Annotated in this window: 20 protein-coding genes and 1 pseudogene; 14 read left to right on the top strand and 7 right to left on the bottom strand. The window is 68.6% G+C overall.

Translation table 11 applies throughout. From position 1 onward, the window contains the following. Positions 1-732 (bottom strand): hypothetical protein, encoded by a 732-nt coding sequence (locus tag QHF85_RS33665; protein WP_281331498.1) that lies wholly within the window; start codon positions 730-732, stop codon positions 1-3. Between the two features lie 205 nt (positions 733-937). Between QHF85_RS33665 and QHF85_RS33660 the strand changes: the two genes are divergently transcribed. The 5 genes and pseudogenes from QHF85_RS33660 (at position 938) to QHF85_RS33640 (ending at position 5,747) form a co-directional block, all read left to right on the top strand. Continuing rightward, complete coding sequence (locus QHF85_RS33660; RefSeq protein ID WP_281331497.1) at positions 938-2,362, top strand: GH25 family lysozyme; 1,425 nt, start codon at positions 938-940, stop codon at positions 2,360-2,362. 84 nt (positions 2,363-2,446) lie between these two features. Continuing rightward, positions 2,447-2,803, top strand: a complete 357-nt coding sequence (locus QHF85_RS33655) for a metalloregulator ArsR/SmtB family transcription factor (RefSeq protein WP_281331496.1) — start codon at positions 2,447-2,449, stop codon at positions 2,801-2,803. A 51-nt stretch (positions 2,804-2,854) separates the two neighbouring features. Beyond that, positions 2,855-3,619 (top strand): annotated as a pseudogene (locus QHF85_RS33650) (SRPBCC domain-containing protein); the annotation flags it as partial. A 79-nt stretch (positions 3,620-3,698) separates the two neighbouring features. Further along, on the top strand, positions 3,699-4,874 hold the full coding sequence (locus QHF85_RS33645) for a hypothetical protein (RefSeq protein ID WP_281331495.1): 1,176 nt from the start codon (positions 3,699-3,701) through the stop codon (positions 4,872-4,874). An 84-nt stretch (positions 4,875-4,958) separates the two neighbouring features. Further along, on the top strand, positions 4,959-5,747 hold the full coding sequence (locus tag QHF85_RS33640) for an alpha/beta hydrolase (protein WP_281331494.1): 789 nt from the start codon (positions 4,959-4,961) through the stop codon (positions 5,745-5,747). Between the two features lie 40 nt (positions 5,748-5,787). Here the strand turns inward: QHF85_RS33640 and QHF85_RS33635 are convergent, their stop codons facing one another. Together QHF85_RS33635 and QHF85_RS33630 are read right to left on the bottom strand one after the other, a co-directional pair. Beyond that, the gene (locus tag QHF85_RS33635; protein ID WP_281331493.1) at positions 5,788-7,329 is read right to left on the bottom strand and encodes an MYXO-CTERM sorting domain-containing protein; all 1,542 of its coding nucleotides are present in this window, start codon (positions 7,327-7,329) and stop codon (positions 5,788-5,790) included. 97 nt (positions 7,330-7,426) lie between these two features. After that, complete coding sequence (locus tag QHF85_RS33630) at positions 7,427-7,849, bottom strand: MarR family transcriptional regulator (protein ID WP_281331492.1); 423 nt, start codon at positions 7,847-7,849, stop codon at positions 7,427-7,429. A gap of 98 nt (positions 7,850-7,947) precedes the next feature. On the opposite strand from QHF85_RS33630, the gene QHF85_RS33625 reads away from it, so the two are divergent. Continuing rightward, the gene (locus QHF85_RS33625) at positions 7,948-9,294 is read left to right on the top strand and encodes a carotenoid oxygenase family protein (protein WP_281331491.1); all 1,347 of its coding nucleotides are present in this window, start codon (positions 7,948-7,950) and stop codon (positions 9,292-9,294) included. A 15-nt stretch (positions 9,295-9,309) separates the two neighbouring features. Here QHF85_RS33625 and nhaA read toward each other — a convergent pair whose 3' ends face one another. Then, complete coding sequence (gene nhaA, locus QHF85_RS33620) at positions 9,310-10,731, bottom strand: Na+/H+ antiporter NhaA (protein WP_281331490.1); 1,422 nt, start codon at positions 10,729-10,731, stop codon at positions 9,310-9,312. A 171-nt stretch (positions 10,732-10,902) separates the two neighbouring features. Next, positions 10,903-13,758, bottom strand: coding sequence for a PAS domain S-box protein (locus QHF85_RS33615; RefSeq protein ID WP_281331489.1), 2,856 nt, complete (start codon positions 13,756-13,758; stop codon positions 10,903-10,905). 142 nt (positions 13,759-13,900) lie between these two features. On the opposite strand from QHF85_RS33615, the gene QHF85_RS33610 reads away from it, so the two are divergent. After that, positions 13,901-14,728, top strand: coding sequence for an aminotransferase class IV (locus tag QHF85_RS33610; RefSeq protein ID WP_281331488.1), 828 nt, complete (start codon positions 13,901-13,903; stop codon positions 14,726-14,728). Between the two features lie 3 nt (positions 14,729-14,731). On the opposite strand, the gene QHF85_RS33605 is transcribed toward QHF85_RS33610, so the two are convergent. Next, entirely contained in the window at positions 14,732-15,535 is an 804-nt protein-coding gene (locus tag QHF85_RS33605; RefSeq protein ID WP_281331487.1) for an MBL fold metallo-hydrolase, read from the bottom strand. 197 nt (positions 15,536-15,732) lie between these two features. On the opposite strand from QHF85_RS33605, the gene aqpZ reads away from it, so the two are divergent. After that, on the top strand, positions 15,733-16,482 hold the full coding sequence (gene aqpZ, locus QHF85_RS33600) for an aquaporin Z (RefSeq protein WP_281331486.1): 750 nt from the start codon (positions 15,733-15,735) through the stop codon (positions 16,480-16,482). A gap of 16 nt (positions 16,483-16,498) precedes the next feature. On the opposite strand, the gene QHF85_RS33595 is transcribed toward aqpZ, so the two are convergent. Further along, positions 16,499-16,840 carry a 4Fe-4S binding protein gene (locus tag QHF85_RS33595; RefSeq protein ID WP_281331485.1) on the bottom strand — a complete coding sequence of 114 codons (342 nt, stop codon included), beginning with the start codon at positions 16,838-16,840 and terminating at the stop codon, positions 16,499-16,501. 136 nt (positions 16,841-16,976) lie between these two features. Here QHF85_RS33595 and QHF85_RS33590 point away from each other — a divergent pair, with 136 nt between their 5' ends. The 6 genes from QHF85_RS33590 to QHF85_RS33565 form a co-directional block, all read left to right on the top strand. After that, positions 16,977-17,357, top strand: a complete 381-nt coding sequence (locus QHF85_RS33590) for a hypothetical protein (protein WP_281331484.1) — start codon at positions 16,977-16,979, stop codon at positions 17,355-17,357. An 87-nt stretch (positions 17,358-17,444) separates the two neighbouring features. Continuing rightward, positions 17,445-18,878, top strand: coding sequence for a lipase family protein (locus QHF85_RS33585; protein ID WP_281331483.1), 1,434 nt, complete (start codon positions 17,445-17,447; stop codon positions 18,876-18,878). A 257-nt stretch (positions 18,879-19,135) separates the two neighbouring features. After that, positions 19,136-20,071, top strand: a complete 936-nt coding sequence (locus tag QHF85_RS33580; protein WP_281331482.1) for a response regulator — start codon at positions 19,136-19,138, stop codon at positions 20,069-20,071. Positions 20,072-20,182: 111 nt separating this feature from the next. Next, complete coding sequence (locus QHF85_RS33575) at positions 20,183-20,938, top strand: hybrid sensor histidine kinase/response regulator (protein ID WP_281331481.1); 756 nt, start codon at positions 20,183-20,185, stop codon at positions 20,936-20,938. Further along, a complete protein-coding gene (locus tag QHF85_RS33570) occupies positions 20,935-21,531 on the top strand; it encodes a chemotaxis protein CheW (RefSeq protein ID WP_281331480.1) in 597 nt (198 codons plus the stop codon). The genes QHF85_RS33575 and QHF85_RS33570 overlap by 4 nt, the downstream gene beginning before the upstream one ends. Then, positions 21,528-22,484: CheR family methyltransferase (locus QHF85_RS33565; RefSeq protein WP_281331479.1), on the top strand; the 957-nt coding region annotated here is incomplete at its 3' end. The genes QHF85_RS33570 and QHF85_RS33565, both read left to right, overlap by 4 nt.

Here is a 22,484-nt window from a genome sequence, read left to right as displayed (position 1 = left end):
TCAACCCGACTCGCTCGGTCTCGTCCGCCGCTCCACCCGCTTTCGGAGCGCCGCGACCTCCGCCGGGAAGGCGGCCGCATGGTCGGCGAGGCTCGTCCGGAGCTCGGCCGAGACGTCGATGTTCATGGCCTTCTCGGCCTTCTTGCCGGCGAAGGCGAGGTACCAGGGGGTCACCCCGAACCGACGAAACCACGCGACGAAGTCCGAGAACGAAAGATCGAGGGGATAGAGCTCACACCCGTCCTGCGCGAGGCCGATCCGGTAGGGGGCTCCCTTTGGATCGAAGTAGTCGATGGTGAGCCACGTGGACGCGCCGGGCACGGAGACGAGGAGCTTCGACCGCTTGAGCGCGTTCAAGCGATCGAGGTCGCGCCTCGACTCGACGTCGAATCCGTCGCTCCAGAGCTCCTCGCAGAACGGCTGGTCGTAGAGGTCCCCCATCTCCACGTCGTTCTCGTAGTCCCTCCGGCTGCGGTATTGTCGGTGCGGGCGAAACCCCGCGAACGCTGCTTCGAGGCCGCAGATCGAGGCTTCCTCGCCGAGGAGCACGCCACCGCGGGTGGCGCGGAACGCGAGGCCGTCGCTCCTTTCGTAGAATGCAGCGACGTCGTCGGGGAGGTCTTTTCCGAGCACCTCACGAATCCGGCTCGCGAGTTCCGCGAGCCGGCTCTTGGGTCGCCGGAGAGTGATCGTGACGTCACCAACGGCCTCGATCTCGATCGTCTCGTCCATGGCTCCAGGAAATCGTGCGCTCGCGCTCGTGTCAACCATCCGACAGGTGGTTTCTTCCCTGGGGCTTCTGCGATCCAACTGGATCCTCGAAGCTTCACCCCTGCGCCGGGAAAGGATCTCGATTTCCTGCGGAAAGGGCACGGGCAGGATGCCCGGGCTCGCTGGCACAGGCATTGCGCAAGGCCCCGCGCCCATGAGATCACCCATGCATGCCTCGTCCCGGCTCCGCCGGCTCTGCGCATCTCTCCTGCCGCTCGCCGCGCTCGCGCTCCCCGCGTGCGGCGCGAATGAATTCGGTTCGTCCGAGGGCCCGCTCGCCGAGACGGAGCAGGCCTTCACGGTCTGCCCCGACGGCGCCACGGTCGAGGGGATCGACGTCTCGGTGTGGCAGGCCGAGGTGAACTGGGATCAGGTGAAAGACGCGGGCATCACGTTCGCGATCGCCCGCGTGAGCTACGGGACCAGCAAGGACACCTGGTTCGACACGAACTGGAGCGGCATCAAGTCCGCGGGGCTCGTGCGGGGCGCGTATCAGTTTTTCCTGCCGAACCAGGACGCCATCGCCCAGGCCGATCTCATGATCGACGCCATGGGCGCGCTCGGCCCGGGGGATCTGCCGCCGGTGCTCGACGTCGAGGACATGTCCGGGCAAAGCAAGTCCACGGTCGTCAGCAAGATGAAGCAATGGCTCGGCCACGTCGAGGCCGCCACGGGCACGAAGCCCATCATCTACACGGGCAAGTATTTCTGGCAGGACAACGTCGCGAGTTATGATTTCGGCGATTATCCGCTCTGGATCCCGAACTACAGCTTCGATTGCCCGAACCTGCCGGACAACTACTGGGACAAATGGATCCTCTTCCAGTACACCGACAGCGGCTCGGTATCGGGCGTCTCGGGCAACGTGGACCGCAACCAGTTCAACGGAAGCCTGGCCGATCTGATGGCGTTCGCGAACAGCGGACCCGAGTATGCCGCGAAGTTCGTGAGTCAATCGTTCCCGTACGCGAGCGAGGGGCCCGTGCAGGTCGAAGCGGGCGGGACGCTCGAAGCCTACATCGAGATGCGAAACGTGGGCACGAAGGCGTGGGACAGCGGCACGCGGCTAGCGACCACGGAGCCGCGCGACCGGACGAGCCCCTTCGCGGGCCCGGAATGGCCGGGGCCGAACCGTTATGCGCGCGTCGACGGCACGGTGCCGCCGGGCGAGACGTACAAGTTCACTTTTACGTTGCACGCTCCCCAGGAGACGGGCGTGTACGACGAGCATTTTGGTCTCGTGCAAGAGGGCGTGGCCTGGTTCGGTGATCCGGGTCAAGGCGGCCCGCCGGACGCGCAGCTCGAAGGTCTCTTCGAGGTCGTGCCCGGTATGGGCGCTGGCGTGGGCGGCGCGGGCGGCGCAGGCGTGGGTGGCGCAGGCGAGGCCGGCGCAGGTGGAGCGGGCGGAGCCGGCGGTGATGGCGGCGGCCTCGGCGCGAGCGACCCGAGCATCGATTGCGCGTGCGCAATGGCGACGGGCGACGGGCCGAGCGCAGGGACCTTCGGGTTCGGGCTGTTCCTCGGGCTCGGGGTGGTCCTGCGGCGGCTGGGGCGCAGGCGCGAGCGCCAAGAGCAGCGAAGCGACATGTAGGCCATTGGCCTACATCAACAATCCTCGGGCGTTCGTCAGTATATGCCTTGACAGGCATATACTGACTCGGGCATATACGCGCCCATGCTGAGCGCGTTCGAAGTCGTGGCGGAGCCGAACCGAAGGCGCATCCTGGACGTTCTGCGCGAGGGGTGTTGCCCCGTCGGGGAGCTCTCGCATCGGCTCGGGCTCACGCAGCCCACCGTGTCCAAACACCTGCGCGTGCTCAAAGATGCGCGTCTCGTCGATGTGGAGCAGGCCGCGCAGCGGCGGCTGTATCGCCTGCGCCCGGAGCCGCTTCTCGAGCTCGACGCCTGGCTTGCGCCTTATCGCGAGCTCTGGTCGCGGCGGCTCGACGCGCTCGAGCGGCACCTGGATGCCATGGCGGACGAGCCCCCCGAGAGCGCCCGCCCGAGCCCGACCCCGAGGAGACAACGATGAAAAACGGGACGTTGATCACGATAAGGCAATCACGTCGAGCTCCGGTTCGAGCGGCGGCTCGCCCACCCTCCCGAAAAGGTTTGGCGCGCGCTCACGGACAGCCAGGAGCTCGCCCACTGGTTCCCGGCCCGCATCGAGGGCGCCCGCGAGGCCGGCGCCGAGCTGCGCTTTTTCTTCGCGGAAGGCGCGCCCGGCACGGGAAAAATCTCGGTCTTCGATCCGCCGCGGGTGCTCGAATATACGTGGGAAGGTGACGTGTTGCGGTGGGAGCTCCGGCCCGAGGGCAAGGGCTGCCTCTTGATTTTCACGACAATCCCGGCGGACCGGGCAAACGTCGCCCGCGACGCCACGGGCTGGCACTTCTGCCTCGACAACCTGGAAGCGGCAGTCGACGGAACGCTCGCCGCCGGGTTCGACAAGGAGCGCTTCTCGGCGCTCAATGCGGAGTACGCCGCGCGCTTCGGCCTGGGCAGCTTCCCGGCCTTCATGACGGGCGCGGCAAACCGGGTCGCGGCGGACTCGTGGAGCATCCCCGGCGTCGAAGCGTACGTGTTCGACGGCGCGAACGGCACCCAGATCTTGCTTTGCCACGCGAAGACCGACGCGGACACGGAGGAGCAGTGGCGGGATGCCGACGAGTACCTCGCGGTCCTGGAAGGCAAGTACGTGCTGCGCATCAATGGCATGGACATGGAGCTCGGCGCCGGGCGTGAATTCGTCGTCCCGCGGGGCGCGCGGGTCTCGGGGAGGTTCTCCGCGGGCACGCGGACGATTCATGCGTTCGGTGGGCGGAGCCTCGTGCGGGGTGGGGTGTAGGGCACAGGCTAAGGGTGCGACGATGGGAGGGGCGGCTTCCAGGTTGGCAAGAACTGTGACGAGCTGGTAATGTTGTCACATGCCCCTCCCCTCTAACATTACGCAGGAACATGTGCGTCAGGCGATCCGCCGCTTCTCCGTGGGTCACCCGCACGGATTCGGGCCGTCGAGCAAGTACGACCTCGTGTATGAGGGGCACCGCTATCCACCCCAAGCCATCCTTGGGATCGCGGGAGAGATCGCGCACGGTTCACCATTGACGCCCGAAGATTTCTCCGGTGGCGAGGCTCAAACGAATGCCGTTCTTCGCAGGCTTGGTTTCGTGGTGGAATCACGGTCATCAAGCCCGAGGAGCCCATCCTGGACCTTGCAGCCTGGGGAACGCATCAAGCGGAAGGCGCTTCATGATGCATACGGTGGAAGCCGACAGACGGGAATCAGCCCCTGCGCGCGGACGCCCCACGTCCTCGTCTTCACCGATCCAGCGTCCGGGGAGCAACACGGATATTTTGATCGGTGGGACGCAGACGGTACATTTCACTACACCGGCGAGGGACAACGAGGCGACCAGCAATTTACGCACGGTAACGATGCAATCCTCAAACATCGGGAGACCAAACGAGCACTCCGCGTGTTTCGAGGTGCCGGAGGAATGGTCGAATACCTCGGCGAATTCGTGCTCGATCCAGATCACCCCTACAGCATCACCGAGGCTCCGGAAACGGGGGGTGGCGCGCTGCGCAAGGTGATTGTTTTTCACCTGCAGCCCGCGGAGCCGATACAATCACTGGCGGGGGAGAGCACCGTCAGGGTGATACCCCTCGAAGCCCACGCAACCGAGCGAACGATGGCGCAACCGCGCTTCGAGCTCATTGAAGTTGTCCGACGCGAGAGCTCGCTGATCCAGCGCTACGCAGCCTGGCTCCAGATACGCGGCATCCAGGTTCAACGTCTCGCGTGTTCGATTGCAGGTGCTGGCCCCGGAAGGGAGATGTTTAGCGACATCTACGTCCCTGAGCGCCAACAGCTCATTGAGGCGAAGGGCGTAGTGACCCGAGAGGCCATCCGCATGGCCATCGGTCAGCTCTTCGACTACCGGCGGTTCACCCCGCAGGGAACGCGCCTTGCTGTGCTCCTGCCCCGCTTTCCAGGGCCCGATTTAGAAGACCTTTTAAAGAGCGTTCAGATTGACTGCATCTGGCGAAGGGACGAGGCCACCTTCATCGACAATGCGGACGGAGGTTACGTTCGATAATACACATCGACCGCGCTCGACCCGAGCGCCTGGCACGGCGCTGCCGTTCCTGATACGCTCGCCCCCCGAAAGGAACCATCGACGATGAGCGAAGCCACGCGCAACCCGATGACCTTGAAGCCGGTGGTCCTCGAGCTCCCCGGCATGCACGAGGTCACGGTCCGGACGGATATCGACGCCGGCGGTCCGACCCTCGATGTGTACGCCCCGCCGGGCGACGGCAGGCCGAGGCCCGCCGTCGTGTTCGTGTCGGGATACCCCGATCCCGGCTTTGAAATGATGCTCGGATGCAAGCTCAAGGACATGGCGTCGTACGTATCCTGGGCGCGGCTCGTGGCGGCGTCCGGAATGGTGGCGGTCACCTACGCGAACCGAACGCCCGCAGACGTGGCCCTCGTGATGCGGCACCTTCACGCGCACGGCGCGACGCTCGGCATCGATCCCGACCGGATCGGGGTGTGGGCGTCCTCGGGCAACGTCCCCAATGCGTTGTCGCTCCTGCTCCGCGACGCCGAGGTGCGGGTCGCGTGCGCCGTCCTCGCCTACGGTCATACCCTCGATCTGGACGGCGCGACGCACGTCGCCGATGCGGCCAAGCAATACTATTTTGCGACGCCGGCGGCCGGCAAATCGGTCGACGATCTCCGGGCCGACGTGCCGCTCTTCCTCGCGCGCGCCGGCCGCGACGAGACGCCCGGCCTCAACGCCACCCTCGATCGGTTCGCCGCTGCGGCGCTCGCGCGCAACCTGCCGATCACATTGACGAACCACCCGACCGCGCCGCATGCGTTCGACATCGTCGAGGACAGCGAGATTTCGCGGGAGTCGATCCGGCAGATGCTCGGCTTCTTGCGCTTCCACCTGGCAGGTTGAGCGGCGCAGCGGCGGCCCGAAGAGCAGCCCGAGGCAAACCTCAGCGCGCGCGCCGCCGCCGCATCGCCGCGAGCCCCATCATCGCGAGCGCCGCCCACGCGGCCCCCGTCGTCTCCTCGTCGCCGACCACCCGGCACCCGCACGACCCCTCGCTCCCGCCATTGCCGGTGCCGCCGGCGCCGCCGGTGCCGCCGCTCGCGCCGCTCCCCGCCGTGCCGCCCATTCCGCCGCCGCCCGCGCCGCCCTCGCCGCCGGAGCCGAAGATCCCCGACGAGCTGCTGCTGCTGTCCGAGCTGCTCGGGGCCTCCACGCATTGCCCCTCCATGCACGCCTGGCCCGTCGGGCACGTGGCGCCCATGCAATTGTCCACGCACGTCCCGCCCGCGCAATGCTTCCCGGCGTCGCACGTCACGCCAATGCAGGTCGGCTCCACGCACAGGCCGCTCGCCGTCTCGCACGCCTCGCCGCCGGCGCACGGCAAGCAATCGCAGCGCGTGACGCACACGCCGCCGTCGCATACCTGGCCGCTCTCGCACGTCACCCCCGCGCACGGGTCGACGCACGCGCCCACGCGACAGACCTGCGGGAACGGACACGTGACGTCGTCACACGGCCCCTTGCAGACGCCGCCGACGCAGACCTTGCCGACCTCGCAGGACACGTCCTTGCACGCGGCATCCACGCAATAGCCGCTGCTGTTGCAGGCCTGGTCGGGCAGGCAGTCGAACTCGCCGCCCTTGCAGCTTTGCACGCACGCGCCCTTGTCGCACACGAACCCACTCGGGCAGATGTCCCCCTCGTCGACCGTCCCGTTGCAATCGTCGTCGATCCCGTTGCAATTCTCGCCCTTCGGCTGCGTGAGCTCCTGGCAGACGACGCCGTTCGACGTGCATTGCGTCAAGCCCGCCCCGCAAGCGCCGGGTTTGCCGGTGTCGCAGGGCTGGCCGCCGCCGGAGCAGGTGATGCCTGTGAGAAAGAAGACGTCGTCGTTGAAATCGCCGTCGTTGTTCCAGCCCGACGCGGTGGTGGCCCCGTCCTCGAACGCGATGTAATAGGCGTTCGCCGTGGTCTTCGAGGCGTAAATCATCGCCGTGATCCACGGCGCCGCCGGGTTGCAGTTGGTGCAGACGTTGTTGTACGCCGGGTTCGTGTAGTGCGTCTCGCCGCCCACGAGCGCGAAACCGACGAGCCCGCCGGCGTAGGCCGGATCGTTCTTGATCGACGTACCGTTGAACGTGGTGCCGACCGGCGAGTTCGCCGGCACGAGGACGTGCAGATCGGCCGGCTGCGGCTTCTGCCCGGTCTCGTTGTACCAGGCGAGGCCGAAGTGCGAGCCCGCCTCGTTGAGCACGAACGTCGCGGTGAAGCCGCAGAGCGGCGAGAACGCGTTCGGCGTGGTGTGCGCGTCGGCTTTCCAGTCGACGGGGTCGCCCTGGTTCTGGAAGAAGGTGTAGAGCTGCTCCTCGGCGTTGTTCGAGTCGAGCGGCACGACGAGGCCGTTCGGCTCGGTGACGGTTGCATGGGCAGCGCTGGAAGCGAGGACGAGGGCGAGGGAGGAAGCCAAAAGCGGTGTGCGGCGCATACCCCCCAGGCTACCGCACTGCCGCACGCTTGTGGGAGCTCTCCTGGGGAAGAATTCGTGCGCTTCCGATCCTTCGGCCCAGCGGGGACGACTTCGATCAACCGAGCCGCATGACCACCGCCGCCGCCCGCGTGAGCTCCTCTTTGCTCGCCTCTGGACCGAGGAGCTCCGCCGCTATCCGTCGCGCCGTCGGCACCGCGTCCGCGACGAGCGTTCGCCCGGCGGCGGTGAGCACCGCGAACGTGACGCGTCCGTCCTCTTCACTCGCCTGGCTCGTGATGAGCCCGCGCTGCGTCAGCGGGCGCAACATCCACGTCACGCCCGAGGCTGTCACGCCGAGCTGCTGGGCCAGATCGGTCCGCCGGAGCCGGCGCTCGGGCGCCTGGTCGAGCACCTGGAGCAGGTGCAGATCGTTGAGGCCGATGCCGTGCACCGCGCCGAGCGAGGCGTCGAAGCGGCGTATTGCGGTCGCGTGCGCCCGGTTCAAGTCCAACAAGAACGTCAGATGATACGCCGACATGCTCTCCTCTCCGTTGCTTGAGTTCTCAAATAAATCGCTTGCCGAGGGGGTGCAAGGATGATAGTTGAGAACTCAAGCAACACACAAGGAAGAGGCGCATGTCCACCCACGAAGAGACCGATTCCCGTTCTCCTGCCCAACCGTTCTGGTTGCGTGGTCCCTTCGCCCCGGTCACGGACGAGGTGACCGCGCACGATCTGCCCGTCTCGGGCGAGCTCCCGCATGACCTCGCCGGGACGTATCTGCGCAACGGACCGAATCCCAAGGACGGCGCCTCCCGGCATTGGTGGTTCGGCGACGGGATGGTGCACGGCGTCCACCTCGAACACGGAAAGGCGCGCTGGTACCGAAACCGCTACGTACGGACGGCCAGGTATGGCGGGACGAACCTCGGGGCCGCGGCAGACGGCGAGGACGCGAGCGCGGCCCGGGCGCGGCGGCTGCGCGGCGGCGGCACCTCGAATACGCACGTCGTCGAGCACGCGGGCCGCCTCCTCTCGATGGTCGAGGCGGCGCTGCCGATGCAGCTCGATCGGGAGCTTTCGACCGTCGGCGCCTTCGATTTCGACGGGGCCCTGGACACACCGATGACCGCGCACCCGAAGCGTTGTCCCGCGACGGGCGAGCTCCACTTCTTCGGCTACCAGCCGATGCGGCCCTACCTGACGTATTACATCGCCGATGCGGGTGGACGCGTGATCGCGAAGCGGGAGATCGAGAACCTCGGCCCCTCCCTCATGCACGACTTCGCCCTCACGGAGCAATACGCGGTCTTCTTCGATTCTCCCGCCCGCATGACGCGCGACTGGGGCGACGGGATGCCATTCGAGTGGAGCGAGACCCACACGGCGCGCCTCGGCGTGGTGCCGCGCGCGGGAGGCACAGCGCGCTGGTTCGACATCGAGCCCGGTCACCTCAGCCATACCGCCAATGCATTCGAGCTCGACGGGACGATCGTCCTCGAGGGGGCCCGCTGCGCGCGCTTCGAGGTCAGCCCGCCCTGTCTCCATCACTGGGAGATCGACCTCGGGTCCGGCCAGACCCGCGAACGTGCGATCGACGCGCGCATCGTCGATTTCCCCCGCATCGACGACCGCCGGATCGGGCGGCCGCATCGCTACACGTACGTCATCGAGCTATGCGATTTCGTGGACGGCACCCCGACGGGCGCGCGCCTGCGCCGCTATGACAGGACGACGGGCGCCTCGGCCGCGCAAGACCTCGGCCCGCGGCGCATCCCCGGCGAGTCGGTCTTCGTCCCCAGGGGCGACGATCCTTCCGAGGATGCGGGCTATCTGCTCAGCATCGTCTACGACGGCGAGCGCGACGGCAGCGAGCTCGTCGTATTGGACGCCGCGACCTTCGGCGCGCCCCCGGTGGCTCGCGTCCGATTGCCCCAGCGCGTTCCCTTCGGCTTCCACGGGACGTGGGTGCCGGCTCCCTGAGGGCACATGGCAGGGTCACGCCTCCGTCGAGCTCTCCGCCTCGTCGGCCGTCTGCGCAGAGCCCGCAGTCTTCACGGGCGCGAGCAGCAGCCGCCCGAGGACGAGGCCGACGATCGCCGCGCCGCCGCTCGCCGCGAGCACGCCGAGCTTCGCCGCGGCGAGCAGCGACGCGTCCGAGAACGCGAGCTGCGCGATGAACAGCGCCATCGTGAACCCCACGCCCGCGACGACCCCCAGCACGACGAGGTGCCGCAAGCGCATGCCGAGCGGCAACGTCCCGAGCCGCAGGCGCAGCGCGATTGCGCTCGCGAGCAGCACGCCGATCGGTTTGCCCACGACGAGCCCCACCATGACGGCGACAAGGACACGAAACGCCGCGGGATCGAGCGAGCCGCCCGTCACGCGGACGCCCGCATTCGCCAGCGCGAACACGGGCATGATGCCGAAGGCCACCCAGGGGTGCAGGGTCGCGATCAGGCTCTCGGCGGGCGACATGGCTTCACGGCGCGCGACGTCCACGTGCCGCAAGGTCTCCGCGAGCGCGTGGGACGAGAGCGCCTCGGGCGGGGTTTTTCCGAGGCGCTCGAGCTCTTCGCGGACGCCGACGACGAACCCATCCGGCCCGAGCCACGCGCGCACCGGCGTCACGAGACCGACGAGCACGCCGGCGATCGTCGGGTGAATGCCGGCCGCATAAATGCCTCCCCACACGACGAGGGCCGGCGGGACATACGCGAGCTTCGCGCGCACGCCGAACCGCTGCATGGCGAGCAGCCCGCCGAACCCCGCGGCGGCGACGAGCAACCCCGAAGCCGCGATCCCCGACGAATAAAAGAGCGCGATGACGACGATCGCCCCGAGATCGTCGATGACCGCGAGCGCGAGCAAGAGCACGCGTAGCGCAGCCGGCACGCGCTTGCCGAGCAGGGTGAGAATGCCGACGGCGAAGGCGATGTCCGTCGCCATCGGGACGCCCCACCCGGATCGGGTCGCGGGGGCCCCGGCAAGGGTCAGGTAAAGCGCGGCCGGCGCGAGCATGCCGCCCAGCGCGGCGGCCGCGGGCAAGGCTGCGCGTCGCCACGTGGAGAGCTCGCCGTGATGGATCTCGCGGCGGATCTCCATCCCCACGACGAAAAAGAAGATTACCATCAGGCCGTCGTTGACGAACCACTCGAGCGTACGCTCGAACGTGAATGCGCCGACGCGGATCCCGAGGGGGGTGTGCCAGAGGTGGAAGTAACTCTCGGCCCATCGAGAGTTTGCCCAGACGAGCGCGACGGCCGCGGCGACGAGCAGCAGGATGCCGCTCGCGGCCTCGATCTGGAGGAATCGCTCGAGCGGACGGCCCGCGAGCCGCGTGAAGCGCAGGAGCGGCTCCCAGGCCTCGGGGGGCGACGAAGGCAGGGGGCTCCGCCCCGTTCCGTGCTTGATCGACATGCTTCATCCCTCGCCGGCGGAATCGCCGGCTGGGATGGCGGCCCGACCATCCTCGATCCTGCAGCGCCCGTCGCTGCACCCTTCCTGCAAACGCGCGGACAAGATGGCACGGCCTCGCGTCCCCGTCGAGGGGCATCCGGGCGAATTCATGCGCTCTTCGGCCATTGCCGATCACCTCCGCGCGGCGCCGCTCTCTGCCCTCGGGAGCGTGAACCGGAACGTCGTCCCCTCGTCGTCGCTCTCGACCCAGATCCTGCCGCGGTGCGCCTCGATGATGCCCCGACAAACATACAGACCGAGCCCGACCCCGAGCACGGGCCCCTTGTGCAGCCGCCGAAATCGCTGGAAGAGGCGGGGGATGTCCTCCGCCGGAATCCGCGCGCCCTGGTTGTGCACCGAGACCCGCGCCCCCTCCTCCGCGCCCTCGATCTCGACGCGGATCGGCGTCTCGGGCGCGCCATACTTCACGGCATTCGAGAGCAGGTTCCCGAGCACCTGCTCGATACGTGTGGGATCCACGAGCACGGGCGGGACGTCGCCCACGACGTCGATCTCGCCCCAGCCTCCAAGGGAGGCGCGCTCGACGGCGCCGCGCACGAGCGAGGCCAGATCCGTCGGCTCGAGCGCGAGCTCGAGCTGCTTCGCGTCGATGCGGGTGGTATCGAGCAGATCGCCGATCAGCCGATTGAGCCGCGCGGCGCTCTGGGAGATGTTTTCCGCGCGCCGCTTCTGCGTGGGCTCGTCGGTGCGCGCGAGGAGCGCCGCGTGGCTGGCGATCGCCGTGAGGGGCTGGCGTAGCTCGTGCGCCACGATGGAGCTCCACTCGTCGCGAAGCTGTTCGAGCCGCTTCAGCCGCGTGATGTCCTCGTACGTCGCAATGGCGCCGAGGACGTGGCCATGCGCGTCGCGGACGGGGCTCGCGCTCTCGAGCACCGGCAATCCCGGATCGTCCGGGCGGCACACGACGAGCTCGCGGCTGCGCGTCTCCTCGCCGCGAAGCGCGCGCGCCATGGCGTGCTCCTCCGGGGGGAGGGTTTTTCCGGAAGGATCACAGAGCGGCGCGAGGTAGGAAAACGAGACCTCGTCGGGCCGCGGCGGTCGGCCCAGGATCTCCGCGGCCCGCCGGTTCGCCAAGGTCCGCTCTCCCCTGGCGCCGAGGGCCAGCACGATCCCCACGGGCGTGTGCTCGATGACGCTCCTCAATCGGCTCCGATCCGCCTCGATTTGCTCGACGAGCTGCTCGCGCTCCTGCTCGGCGCGCTTTCGCTCGGTGATGTCACGCGCCACGGCGATGAGGCCGATCGGGACGCCGAGCTCGTCCCGGATCGTCGTGCCCTTGATCTCCACCCACGCGAGCTCGCCGTTTTTCCGGTAAAACCGGAGGAGCAGCGACTCGGCGTTCGGATCGCCGCGGAAACGAGCGTAGGTCTGCCGATCGTCCTCGTGCGCGATCTTCGCGGCGAGCTCCGGATCGGCATACCATTGCTCGACGGGATACCCGGTCAGGGCGAGCACGGAGGGGCTCACGTATTCGAAGCGACGGTGCGGCTTGAAGGCGACCTGATACACGACGTCCGACGCGTTCTCGGCGAGAAACCGGAACCGCGCCTCGCTGAGGCGCAGCGCCGCCTCGGTGCGCTTGCGACGCGAGACGTCGCGCAGGGTCATGAGGTGAAACCCCGGGACGAAATGCGCCCTCGCGCCGAGCTCGACGGGGATCGCGCTCCCGTCGTGCAGGTGCAGCGTGACCTCGAGGTCGAGCTCCCCCTGCACGGAGAGGCGCTGCCACGGCGCTTCGAGGAGCGCCGCCGTGGTGGGCGTGACGAGGGAGGTCAACCGCCGCCCGACCAGCGCCTCGCGCGTCTCGTGGAAGAGCGCGCACGCGGCCGGGTTCGCGTCGACGAAGCGCATCTGTTCGTCGAGGAGGACGATCGCCTCGCGGGCGCTGTGGAAAATCGCGTGGTACTTGCGCTCGCTCTGCCGCAGCCGGTCCTCGATCCGCCGCTTCTCGGTGATGTCCTCGATCTGCGAGATGTAATGGAGCGGCATGCCGCGGGCGTCGCGGACCATCGAGGCGCTCAGCATGACGTCGACGACCTCGCCCGTCTTGCGGAGGTAGCGCTTGGCGAGCTGATAACGCTCGATCTCGCCGCGGATCAGCCGCGCCGCTTGCTCGAGGTCGATCTCGAGGTCCTCGGGGTGCGTGATGTCCTGGAAGCGCATGCGCTCGAGCTCTTCGCGCCCGTAGCCGACGATGTCGCAGAGCACGCGATTGACGCGGACGAAGCGACCGTCGAGGCCCACCACCGCCATTCCGATGGGTGCGTCGTCGATCGTACGGTTGAGGCGCTCCTCCACGTTGCGGAGCACCTCCTGGGCACGCCCGAGCTCGTCGATGTGCTTCAGCAATCGCTCCTGCTGGCGGGCCCCGTCGAGCGCCCACGCAAAGACCGAGGCGAGCGCCGCGGCGACGGCCTGCGGCTCGTCCCGGTCGGAGATCCCGTGCCCGATGCCGCACGTGACCGCCCCGAGGATCTGCCCCGCGGCGAGGAGCGGCGCCGCGATCACGAGGTTCACCTCGCAACAAGAGAAAATCGCGCGCGTATCGGCGAACGCGCTCGCCTCCGGCATGGTTGCCTCGACGCGCAGGGGGCTCCGCACGGCGACGGCCTCGGTCACGAGGGTGGCGCCTCGCGCGGGCTCGACCTCCGATGCCCCTGCAATGGCCGCGCTCGCAATGCCGCGCTGCACGAGCAACCGGAGTGATCCGCCCTCCCCGAGACCGTACAGGCGGACGATCCGCGCGTCGAGGTGACGCTCGAACTGCACGAGGAGCGTATCGATCACGTATTCGGCCGAGCAGACGCCGGCGGCGAGCGCCGCCACGGACTCGGCGACGGCGCGCGCGACCCGCCCCCCGGGCTGTTCGCCTCCCTGTCCAGGTTTCGCGGCGCGCGGCGCGAGCGGCTTCGCACGGTCCGGACTGGATACCGATGCCTCCGGCTCTCGCTTCACGGCCAGGCTCATGCGGGCGGCTCGTCGTCCTCCGCAGAATATAGGACCTGCGAGGGTCGAGGGCCACTCGCGCGCGCGGGCGGCCTGCCGCGCCCGACCATGGATGCACGGCGCCCTGGCACGCCCAGCGGCCCGCCTGCTAAGGTGGGGGCGCATGAAGCCTTTCTGCTATCACGACGGAAAGATATTGCCGACGGAGAAGGCGACGTTACCGGTCACGGATCTGGCGGTGCTCCGGGGCTATGGCGTCTTCGATTTCCTGAAGACGGTGAACGGCAAACCTTTCTTGTGGAAGGAGCACTGGAGGCGCTTTCAGCGCTCGGCGAAGCTCCTCGGCCTCCCGATCCCGCTCCCGGAGAAGGCCGTTCGTGAGGCGGTCGCGAAGCTCCTCGCGAAGAACGCGGGAGAGGACTGCAACATCCGGCTCTTGCTCACGGGCGGCGTCGCCAGGGCCGGGCTCCTCGTCGACAAACCGCTACTTTATATTTTCTCCGAGCCGATCCAGCCCCTCCCCGGGAAGGTATTCGAGAAGGGGGCCAAGGTCATTCGTCGTCCGCACGAGCGGGTCGTCCCGGAGGCCAAAACGACGGAATACCTGGAAGCGGTGCGCCAGCAGAAGGCGCGGATCCGCGCCGGGGCGATCGAGATCCTCTACGTGGTGGAGGGTCGGGTCCTCGAGTGCACCACCAGCAACTTCTTCATCGTGAAGGGCGATCGGGTGATCACCGCGCGTGAGGGGGTGCTTCTCGGGACGACCCGAAATCTCGTGATCGATCTCGCGAAGAGAGCCGGAATCGTGGTGGAGGAGCGAGACGTGTCGGAGGCGGAGCTCGCCGCGGCCGACGAAGCATTTCTCACGGCGACGAACAAGAACATCGTGCCGGTGGTCCGCGTCGACGACCTCACGATAGGCCGTGGAAAACCGGGCACGGTGACGCGCCGGTTGATGACCCTGTTCGCCGATTACATGGCCCGTCATTGACCTCTACTCGCGCGGGGGCACTTCGAAGAAATCGGCGACGTCTTCCCGCGCGACCGGGCCGAAATGCCCGACGAAGAAGCGCTTGGCGCCGGGGCCGAGCTCGCCGAGCAGCCGGGCGATGTCCCTCTTGTTGCCCTCGACATCGCACATGAAGAGGTGCGTCTCCGCGCCCGATCCCACGAGCGAGCCGCGGAACAGGTCGCCCACGAAGGCGGCGTCCCCTGCCAGCACCACGAGCGAGCCTCGGGTATGCCCCGGCAGCGGGACGATACGGCCCGGGACGCCCGAAATCGACGCGAGGTCCAGAGGCTCGGTCACGGCGATGTCCGCGTGGAATGGCGTGTACGTTGCCCCCTCGTCCTCGGCGTGGCGCCACCGGCCGAGGAAACCCGTCGGGCACAGCGGCTCGTTTTTTCCTGTCGAGAGCATTCCCTCGTCCCCCTGGCCCGCGACGACGCGCGCCTGGAAGCGCGACTGAAAGTGGCGCGCGGCGCCGGCGTGATCCGCGTGCCCGTGCGTGAGGACGATGGTCTTCACCAGGGCCGGGTCGAGGCCCGCGTCGCGCAGGTCCTGCTCCAGCGCCGGCGCGTTCTTTTCGTAGCCCGGGTCCACCATCACCATGGCGCCCTTGGCGACGAGCAAATGGGTGTTGATGGAGTCGTGCGTGAAGGTATGGACGTCGAGCCCGGACTGCGCCGAGACCTGGTGCGTGGAGGAGCAGGCCGAGAGGAGCAGGCCGAACAGAGCACCGGGCGCCAAGGCACGCCGGGCAAGGGAAGACAAGAGAGCGCGCGCGAAAGAGTTCACGCGCGCAAGCATAGTGCGATTCCACGCGACGTCTAGAAAAAGCGGAACAGAATACGATGTCGAATCGCGTGAGGGTGCTCTCGCGGAGGCGCGCTCGCCTGACCGTTTCGAGCTTCCGCGTCGAACGTGAACGGGTGGGCGCCTTTACGTGGGCGCGGCGCACCCCACGTTCCGGGCGGGGAAAGGGGGGACTTCTCATGTCCATCGGAAGAAAGGTCGCCGCAGAGGCCGTCGGGACGTGCTGGCTCGTGCTCGGCGGCGTCGGCAGCGCCGTCCTCGCGGGCGAGAAGATCGGATACCTCGGCATCTCGCTTGCGTTCGGCCTCACGGTGCTCACCATGGCTTATGCAATCGGCCATATCTCGGGCGCGCACCTGAACCCGGCCGTCACCGTGGGTCTCGCAGCGGCCGGGCGCTTTCCGCGCGAGGAAGTGCTGCCGTACATCATGGCCCAGCTCGTCGGCGGGTTCCTCGGCGCGGGCGCGCTGCTCATCATCGCGCGAGGCATGCCCGGCGGATACGACCCTGTCACGAGCGGCCTCGGCGCGAACGGCTACGGCGCGCATTCGCCCGCTGGCTACTCCGCGGCAGCCGCATTCTTCGTCGAGGTCGTGCTGACCTTCTTCTTCGTCATGGTGATCCTCGGCGCCACGTCGAAGCGCGCGATGAATACGTTCGGCGGCCTCGCGATCGGCCTCTGCCTGACGCTGATTCACCTCCTCGACATCCCGATCACGAACGCCTCGGTCAACCCCGCGCGCTCCACGGGGCCCGCGCTGTTCGTGGGTGGCTGGGCGCTCGCGCAGCTCTGGATGTTCTGGGTCGCGCCGCTGCTCGGCGCTGCTCTCGCGGGGCTCGCGGCGCGCGCGCTCGAGCCGGATCAGGTGCTCCGCAAGGCGCGCCCGGGGCCGCCAGGGCCGGCCGAGCAGTTGCCCACGCGGGCGTGAACCCAACGCCGGGGAGCTATCGGCGAACGAGCTGAATGGCCTTCTCGGGACACGCGACCACGCACAACCCACAGGCTTTGCAATGGTCCGCGTTCGGCGTGTAGGCGGTTTGCCTGCCGTGCGCGCGGCTCTTCAGGCGCGCGAAGAACCCGAGCCCGTCGAAATCCGCATCCTCCATCCGGCGGACCTCGAACACGCCGTACGGACAAACCTCCACACAATCGCGCTTGCCCTCGCACCGCGCTCGATCGACGACGGGTGAATATTGCCCAGGTTCGGCGCGGCAATCCTCGCCCGGGCGATCAGGGTGCTTCGCGGCCCGGCGTGCCTTTTCTTTGTTGATGCTCTCGTGGCTCATCCACCCCAAGATACGGCAGGGAGCCGGGGGCGCTGCGTGAAAAAGTGTGAAGCCGAGCAGGAAACTTGCATCATACACGGTTCGACGGGACGTTTCTTGACGCTTGGAGACCGTGTGCTTAGCTGCCAACTCGAAAATGCGCCCCGCGAACCCCATCCGATCCTCGTACGCGCTCGGGATCGCCGCGGCCACGCTGGCGGCTCATGATTTCGCCTTTGCGTGCTCGGGTCCGGGGGCCGAGGAAGCAATCCTCCGCGCCGAACGGCTCGGCTTGATCCTGTGGGGCGTGACGCTGGTCGTCGCGGTGGGATCGTTCTTCGTTCCTCGGCTGCGCGCCGCGGGCATTCGGAAGCAATGGCCCTTGCTCCTCCTCGTGGTGCTTCATCCTGGGTTGTGGATGAGCGCGCGCTCCGGGGACTGCGGACGAACGCTGGTGGAAGGCTCGATCCTCGTCGCGGCGCTGGCTCCCCTTTTGGCCGGGCTCCTGTTCTGGCGCGCGGCGCGCGCGGCTCGCTAGGCCAAAGCTTCGCGGATATCGACGTCGGCGTCGCCATCGTCCCAGGCCATTGTCGTCCCGCCGCGCACCGCGTAAGGTGCGCGGCCCATGAGGCACCTTTTCGATCGCCGCGTTCGCGGCCTTCTCCTTGGCAGCACCCTCGCCCTCGCCGCGTGCGGCGGCGATGAGAATCCCCCTCCTCCCAGTGGCCCGGAAAAGCCGGAGCTCCCGGCCCCCGAGGTCGCGGGGACGCCCGAGACCGACGCCCTCGCCGATGCCCCGGCCCGCTGCGGGCAGGCCGATCACGCCTGGCTGAGGGACCTCTCGCTCGGCGAGATCACCACGCACAGGGCGACGGCCACGTATCCCAAAGGACTGCTCGACGCGCTCGCGGCCGAGGCGCTCGGCAACCTGCCCGTCCCGCTCAAATACGACGTCGTGACCCACGTCTTCACGTACGTGACGCAGGATCGCGGCAAGACGGTGGAGGCGTCGGCGCTGCTCGCGTGGCCGACGACCGTCCCCGAGGACGCCGAGGCGCTCCCGACGCTCATGGTCCTGCACGGCACGAGCGGCTTCACCGATGGCTGCGGCCCGAGCGCGGAGACGGAAACCGCGGCGCTCGCGGCCGCCCTCGCGTCGATCGGCTACGTCGTCGTGGCGCCCGATTACATCGGCCTCAAGAACGACCCGCCGGCCACGGGCTTCTTGCACCCGTACCTGGTCGGTCAGGCGACGGCCATTGCCTCGCTCGACGCGGCCCGCGCGGTCCTGCGCCTGCCCGAGGAGATCCGCGAGGGCGGCGCGCGTCCCTCGGCGCGGCTCGCCGTGGTCGGCGGATCCCAGGGCGGACACGCGGCGCTCTGGGTGGATCGTCTCGCGCCTTATTACGCTCGCGAGCTCGACGTCGTCGGCATTGCGACGACGGTCCCGCCCGCGGACATGCTCGGCGAGGGCCAGCTCGCGCTCACCACGCAGCGCGAGTCGACCGCCAACATGATCGCCTTTTATGGCGCGAGCTCGGGCTGGTACGACGCGGAGGACAAGCTCGGGGAGGTGCTGCTGCCGCCGCTCGACAAGGACGTCCCCGCCGCGCTCGGCGCGGGCTGCGATCCGGGGGATCTCCTCGCGGGCAAGGACATGCTTTCGGCCCTCTTCCAGCCCGAGGTGCTCGACGCCGCCGCGTCGGGCGCACTTTCGGAGCTCGCGCCGTGGGGCTGCATGGCCGCCGAGAATGGGCTCACCACCACGAGCGTGTCGCGCATCCAGAAGGACGCCGCGAGTTATGGCATCCTGTTCATCACGGGCGAGGCGGACAAGCTCGTCGATACGCCGACCGAGCGCGCCGCATTCAAGACGCTGTGCGACGCGGGGATGCCCATGCGTTACCTCGAGTGCGCCGGCGCCTCGCACACGAAGGCCACGACGTGGGCGCTGCCGGAGATCCTGACCTTCGTCGGGGATCGCGTCGCGGGCAAGCCCTTCGAGAAGGCCTGCTCCACGGGCGCCCCCGTCACCTGCGCCGGAACCCCGGCGCCTTGACCGTGTATTTCGCGTCGGAAAAGGACGCGAAATACACGGAGCGAAGGCGGCGCCTGTTCGCCAGCACGTCGCGTGACGCAGGGCCAGAATCGGCCATGGTATCGCCGCTCTCCATGCGTCACGCGATTGGCGGCCAGGATCGTCATTACATTGACGTTGCCCGCGTGGAGGGTGGCCTTCCTTAATGGTCAAAAGGCCGCAATATCGATTGACGCCGGTTCGAGCAGTGTGTTAGCCCAAACGATGGGGAGAGCGTTTTGACCCATCGTAAGACACCCGTCGTTCCTTCGCGTCGGGGGATCATCCCTTCCAACCGAAGAAAGGTCCTCGTCATCGACGACGACGACGACTTCGGCCGGCGCGCGGCGTGGGCCCTCGAAGACGCGGGCTTGAGCGCGCGTTTTCACCACGGGCCGCAAGGGAGCTTGCAGGCGATACGAGAGACGGCCTGCGATGTGGTGCTCCTCGACGTGAATATGCCGCAGCTCGACGGCCCGCGTCTGATGCGGATGATCCGCGAGACCTTCACCGCGCCGCGTGTCCGCGTGATCCTGTGCAGCAACATGCACAAGGCCGTCTTGCAGCGGCTCGCCGATCAGCTCGGGGCCGACGGCGCCATCCCGAAGCCCGAGGATACGCAGGAGCTCGCCGGCGCTCTCGAGGTGGCGTTGCTCGTCGAACCGTCGAGCCGGGTGCGCGTATCCGCGACGGCGCCCTTTTCCGATCCGCTCGGCGAGCCGCCGCCCAGGCAAAGCAGCGGCGAAGGTCCCCCTTCCACGAGGCGGATGAAGGCAGCGGAGACGGGCAGCCTCGACATGACCATCGAGCCTCCGGACCTCGTGGTGCTCAAGGCGCGGGGCTCCGTCGCGCATGGTAGCGGCAAGGCCGCGCTCTCGCGGCTGGAGGCGTGGGCCGGCCCGCGCCCTTATTATCTGATCCTTTTCGACATGTCCGAGACCGTCGACCTCGACGCGGCGGCGCGGGACCACATGAGCGCCTGGGCCAGGCGCGTGCCGCCCCACGCGATGGCCGCGTTCGGCGCGGATTTCCATATTCAGGTGGTCCTCGAAATGGTCCAGCGGGCGGTGTCGAAGCTGAGCGGGAAACCCCTGCACCGACATTTCTCACAAGACGAGGCCACGGCGAGGGCGTGGCTCGACAAGATGCGGCCCGGGCTCGTCGGAGGGAGCTGAGATCTTTGCCGCCGCTCGGCCGCTTCATGCGGCGCACGCGCGGCGGCGCGTCGATACGCCACCGCAGAGACAAACGGAGCATACGTAATGGCCCCCGAGCAACCGCTCTTCATGAGCGATTTCCTTGCGGAATCCGAGCTGCTCGTCGCCTCGATGGTGCGCTCGCGTGATGCCCTTCGGGCTTGCCCCTCGGACGCGGCCGCCCTGCGCGGGCTCTCCCGCGATGCCCACACGCTGCGTGGCATTCTCTTGATGGTCGATCTTCCGGCGCTCCGGGACCTCGCGGGCCGGCTGGAGCAGGCCGTCGGCGCGCTGCGACGGGAGGCGGGCCGGAGCCCCGAAGACGCGCTGCGGCTCGTCGACGAGGCGGTGCGAGCGCTCTCGGATCTGCAGCGCGGCACGACCACGCAGGGCGGGAGCCACGCCCCGGCGCGCGCCGATGTGCGAGGGCGCGAGGCCGTCTCCACGACGCGGCGATCGCGAACGATCCTCATCGTGGACGATAGCCGTACCGTGCTCCGCGTCGTGCAGCGCGCGCTCGAAGAGGCGGGGTTTCGCGCAATCACGGCGAACACGCCGGCGTCGGCCCTCGAGGCGTTGTCCCGGGAGCCGCCCGCGCTGATCCTGCTCGACCTCTCCATCGCCGAGCAGGACGCCGGCGCGCTGCTCCGACGGCTCTCCCGGGACGGCGTCTTCCACCGGGCGCCCGTCGTTCTTTTTTCCAACCAACCGGAGGCCTCGCTCCGCGCGACGGCCAAACGCCTCGGCGCCGCGGGGCATCTGCGCAAGACGGGCGACGCGCGCGAGATCGTCGCAGCCGTCTCCGCGCATCTCGAAACGCCGGCGCGGGCATCGGGGGGACCGTGAGCACGCGGAATGACATCGGGCGGGAAATCGCCGAGCTCAAGCGCCGGCTCTACGAGCTCGAATGCACCACCTCGGCCCACGAAGCCGACGAGCCATTGCCCGTCGAGGGCGAGATCCAGGCGGTCGTCTGTCGTGTCGAGGAGACGCGGGTCGCCTTCCCCCTCGACGTGGTCGAGCGGGCGGTCCCCGCGGCCGCGATGGCGCCCTTGCCCGAAGCGCCTCCGTGGGTGCACGGGCTCTTGAACCTCCGAGGTCGGGCGCTCCCGGTGCTCGATGTCGCGGCCCGGATCGAGCGCCGCGGGCGAACACTCGACCTCGACGATCAAATCGTCATCTGCCGACACGAAGCGCAGCGGATCGGCCTCGTCGTGCAGGAGGTGCTGGGCGTGCGCACGCTCGCGCTGGGAGAGCGGACCAACGGCCTGGGAGCAAGTTTGCCCCTCGCGCCCTACGTGCGAGCGACGCTCCGCGACGCGAAAGGGCTCGTGCTTCTGTTCAGCCTGAGCCGCCTGATCGCCACGTCGGACATCCCGCCGCTCGAAGAGCCCTCCGGGACGACAAACGCCATGCGCGAGGAGAACCTCGGGCGATGAGCGGAGCGGGCGGGCTCGACGCGCTCCTCGACGCGATCGCGCGCGAGAGCGGGCTGTCGCCGCGCGACGACTGGGCGGAGCAGGCCTCGCGTGGGCTCGAGACCATCGCGGTTCGTCGCGGCACCACGGTCGAGGCGCTGAAGCGAGAGCCGGCGGCATGGCCGTCGCTCGTGCCGGAGCTGCTCGATCACCTCACGGTCCGGGAGACGTTTTTTCTTCGGCACCAGGGCCATTTCGATTTTCTGGTCGACGCGCTTCATGCGCGGCTCACGGCCGAGCCGCTCTCGACTGCGTGCGTGCTCTCTGCCGGCTGCGCGAGCGGCGAGGAGCCGTATTCCATGGCCATCGCCGTCCACGCGCGGCTCGGCGCGAAGGCGCTCGCGCGCGTCCGCATCCTCGCCTCCGACATCAGCCCCGAGGCGATCCGCAGGGCGCGCGCCGCCGTCTACGGCACGTGGGCCTTCCGCGACGCGCCGGCCTGGCTCTCGGTCAACTACTTCCAGCGCGGAGAAGCGTCCGGCGCAAAGGTGGCGGAGATCGTCCAGCGGGCCGTCACCTTCGACGTCGGGCACGTCGCGCATCACGCGGCGACGTTGCCCGCGGGCTCGGTGGATGCCGTGTTCTTCCGCAACGTCGCCATCTACCTCAACCCGAGCGTGATCGCCGACGCGTATCGCGAGTTTCACCGCGTGCTCAGGCCGGGAGGATTGCTCGTCGTGGCGCCCGCCGATCCTCGGCCGAACACAGCGCATTTCGTCGACGCGGGCCACGAGAGCACGAGCGTCTACCGTGCGCGCGCGCCGGGCTTCGACCCCGACGTCCAGCCCGTTCCGTCGAGCCGCCGAGGCCGCGGCGCACCTCGGTCCTCGCGCGGCGCGCGCCCCACGTCGCCTTCGCGCCCCTCGCTCGCCGCGGCCGGACGACCGGCGCGCGCGGCGGTTCGCCCCGCCCCG

It is taken from the genome of Polyangium sp. 6x1 (genome assembly GCF_029946515.1).
Lineage (GTDB): Bacteria > Myxococcota_A > Polyangia > Polyangiales > Polyangiaceae > Polyangium.
The sequence above is the reverse complement of the archived record's forward strand: the minus strand, read 5'-3'. Positions and strand labels throughout refer to the sequence as shown.

Bases quoted from the DNA above. Each gene is read 5' to 3' on its own strand.
- QHF85_RS33665 (WP_281331498.1), bottom strand. From the start codon at position 732: ATGGACGAGACGATCGAGATCGAGGCCGTTGGTGACGTCACGATCACT.
- QHF85_RS33660 (WP_281331497.1), top strand. From the start codon at position 938: ATGCATGCCTCGTCCCGGCTCCGCCGGCTCTGCGCATCTCTCCTGCCG.
- QHF85_RS33655 (WP_281331496.1), top strand. From the start codon at position 2,447: ATGCTGAGCGCGTTCGAAGTCGTGGCGGAGCCGAACCGAAGGCGCATC.
- QHF85_RS33645 (WP_281331495.1), top strand. From the start codon at position 3,699: ATGCCCCTCCCCTCTAACATTACGCAGGAACATGTGCGTCAGGCGATC.
- QHF85_RS33640 (WP_281331494.1), top strand. From the start codon at position 4,959: ATGAGCGAAGCCACGCGCAACCCGATGACCTTGAAGCCGGTGGTCCTC.
- QHF85_RS33635 (WP_281331493.1), bottom strand. From the start codon at position 7,329: ATGCGCCGCACACCGCTTTTGGCTTCCTCCCTCGCCCTCGTCCTCGCT.
- QHF85_RS33630 (WP_281331492.1), bottom strand. From the start codon at position 7,849: ATGTCGGCGTATCATCTGACGTTCTTGTTGGACTTGAACCGGGCGCAC.
- QHF85_RS33625 (WP_281331491.1), top strand. From the start codon at position 7,948: ATGTCCACCCACGAAGAGACCGATTCCCGTTCTCCTGCCCAACCGTTC.
- nhaA (WP_281331490.1), bottom strand. From the start codon at position 10,731: ATGTCGATCAAGCACGGAACGGGGCGGAGCCCCCTGCCTTCGTCGCCC.
- QHF85_RS33615 (WP_281331489.1), bottom strand. From the start codon at position 13,758: ATGAGCCTGGCCGTGAAGCGAGAGCCGGAGGCATCGGTATCCAGTCCG.
- QHF85_RS33610 (WP_281331488.1), top strand. From the start codon at position 13,901: ATGAAGCCTTTCTGCTATCACGACGGAAAGATATTGCCGACGGAGAAG.
- aqpZ (WP_281331486.1), top strand. From the start codon at position 15,733: ATGTCCATCGGAAGAAAGGTCGCCGCAGAGGCCGTCGGGACGTGCTGG.
- QHF85_RS33595 (WP_281331485.1), bottom strand. From the start codon at position 16,840: ATGAGCCACGAGAGCATCAACAAAGAAAAGGCACGCCGGGCCGCGAAG.
- QHF85_RS33590 (WP_281331484.1), top strand. From the start codon at position 16,977: ATGCGCCCCGCGAACCCCATCCGATCCTCGTACGCGCTCGGGATCGCC.
- QHF85_RS33585 (WP_281331483.1), top strand. From the start codon at position 17,445: ATGAGGCACCTTTTCGATCGCCGCGTTCGCGGCCTTCTCCTTGGCAGC.
- QHF85_RS33575 (WP_281331481.1), top strand. From the start codon at position 20,183: ATGAGCGATTTCCTTGCGGAATCCGAGCTGCTCGTCGCCTCGATGGTG.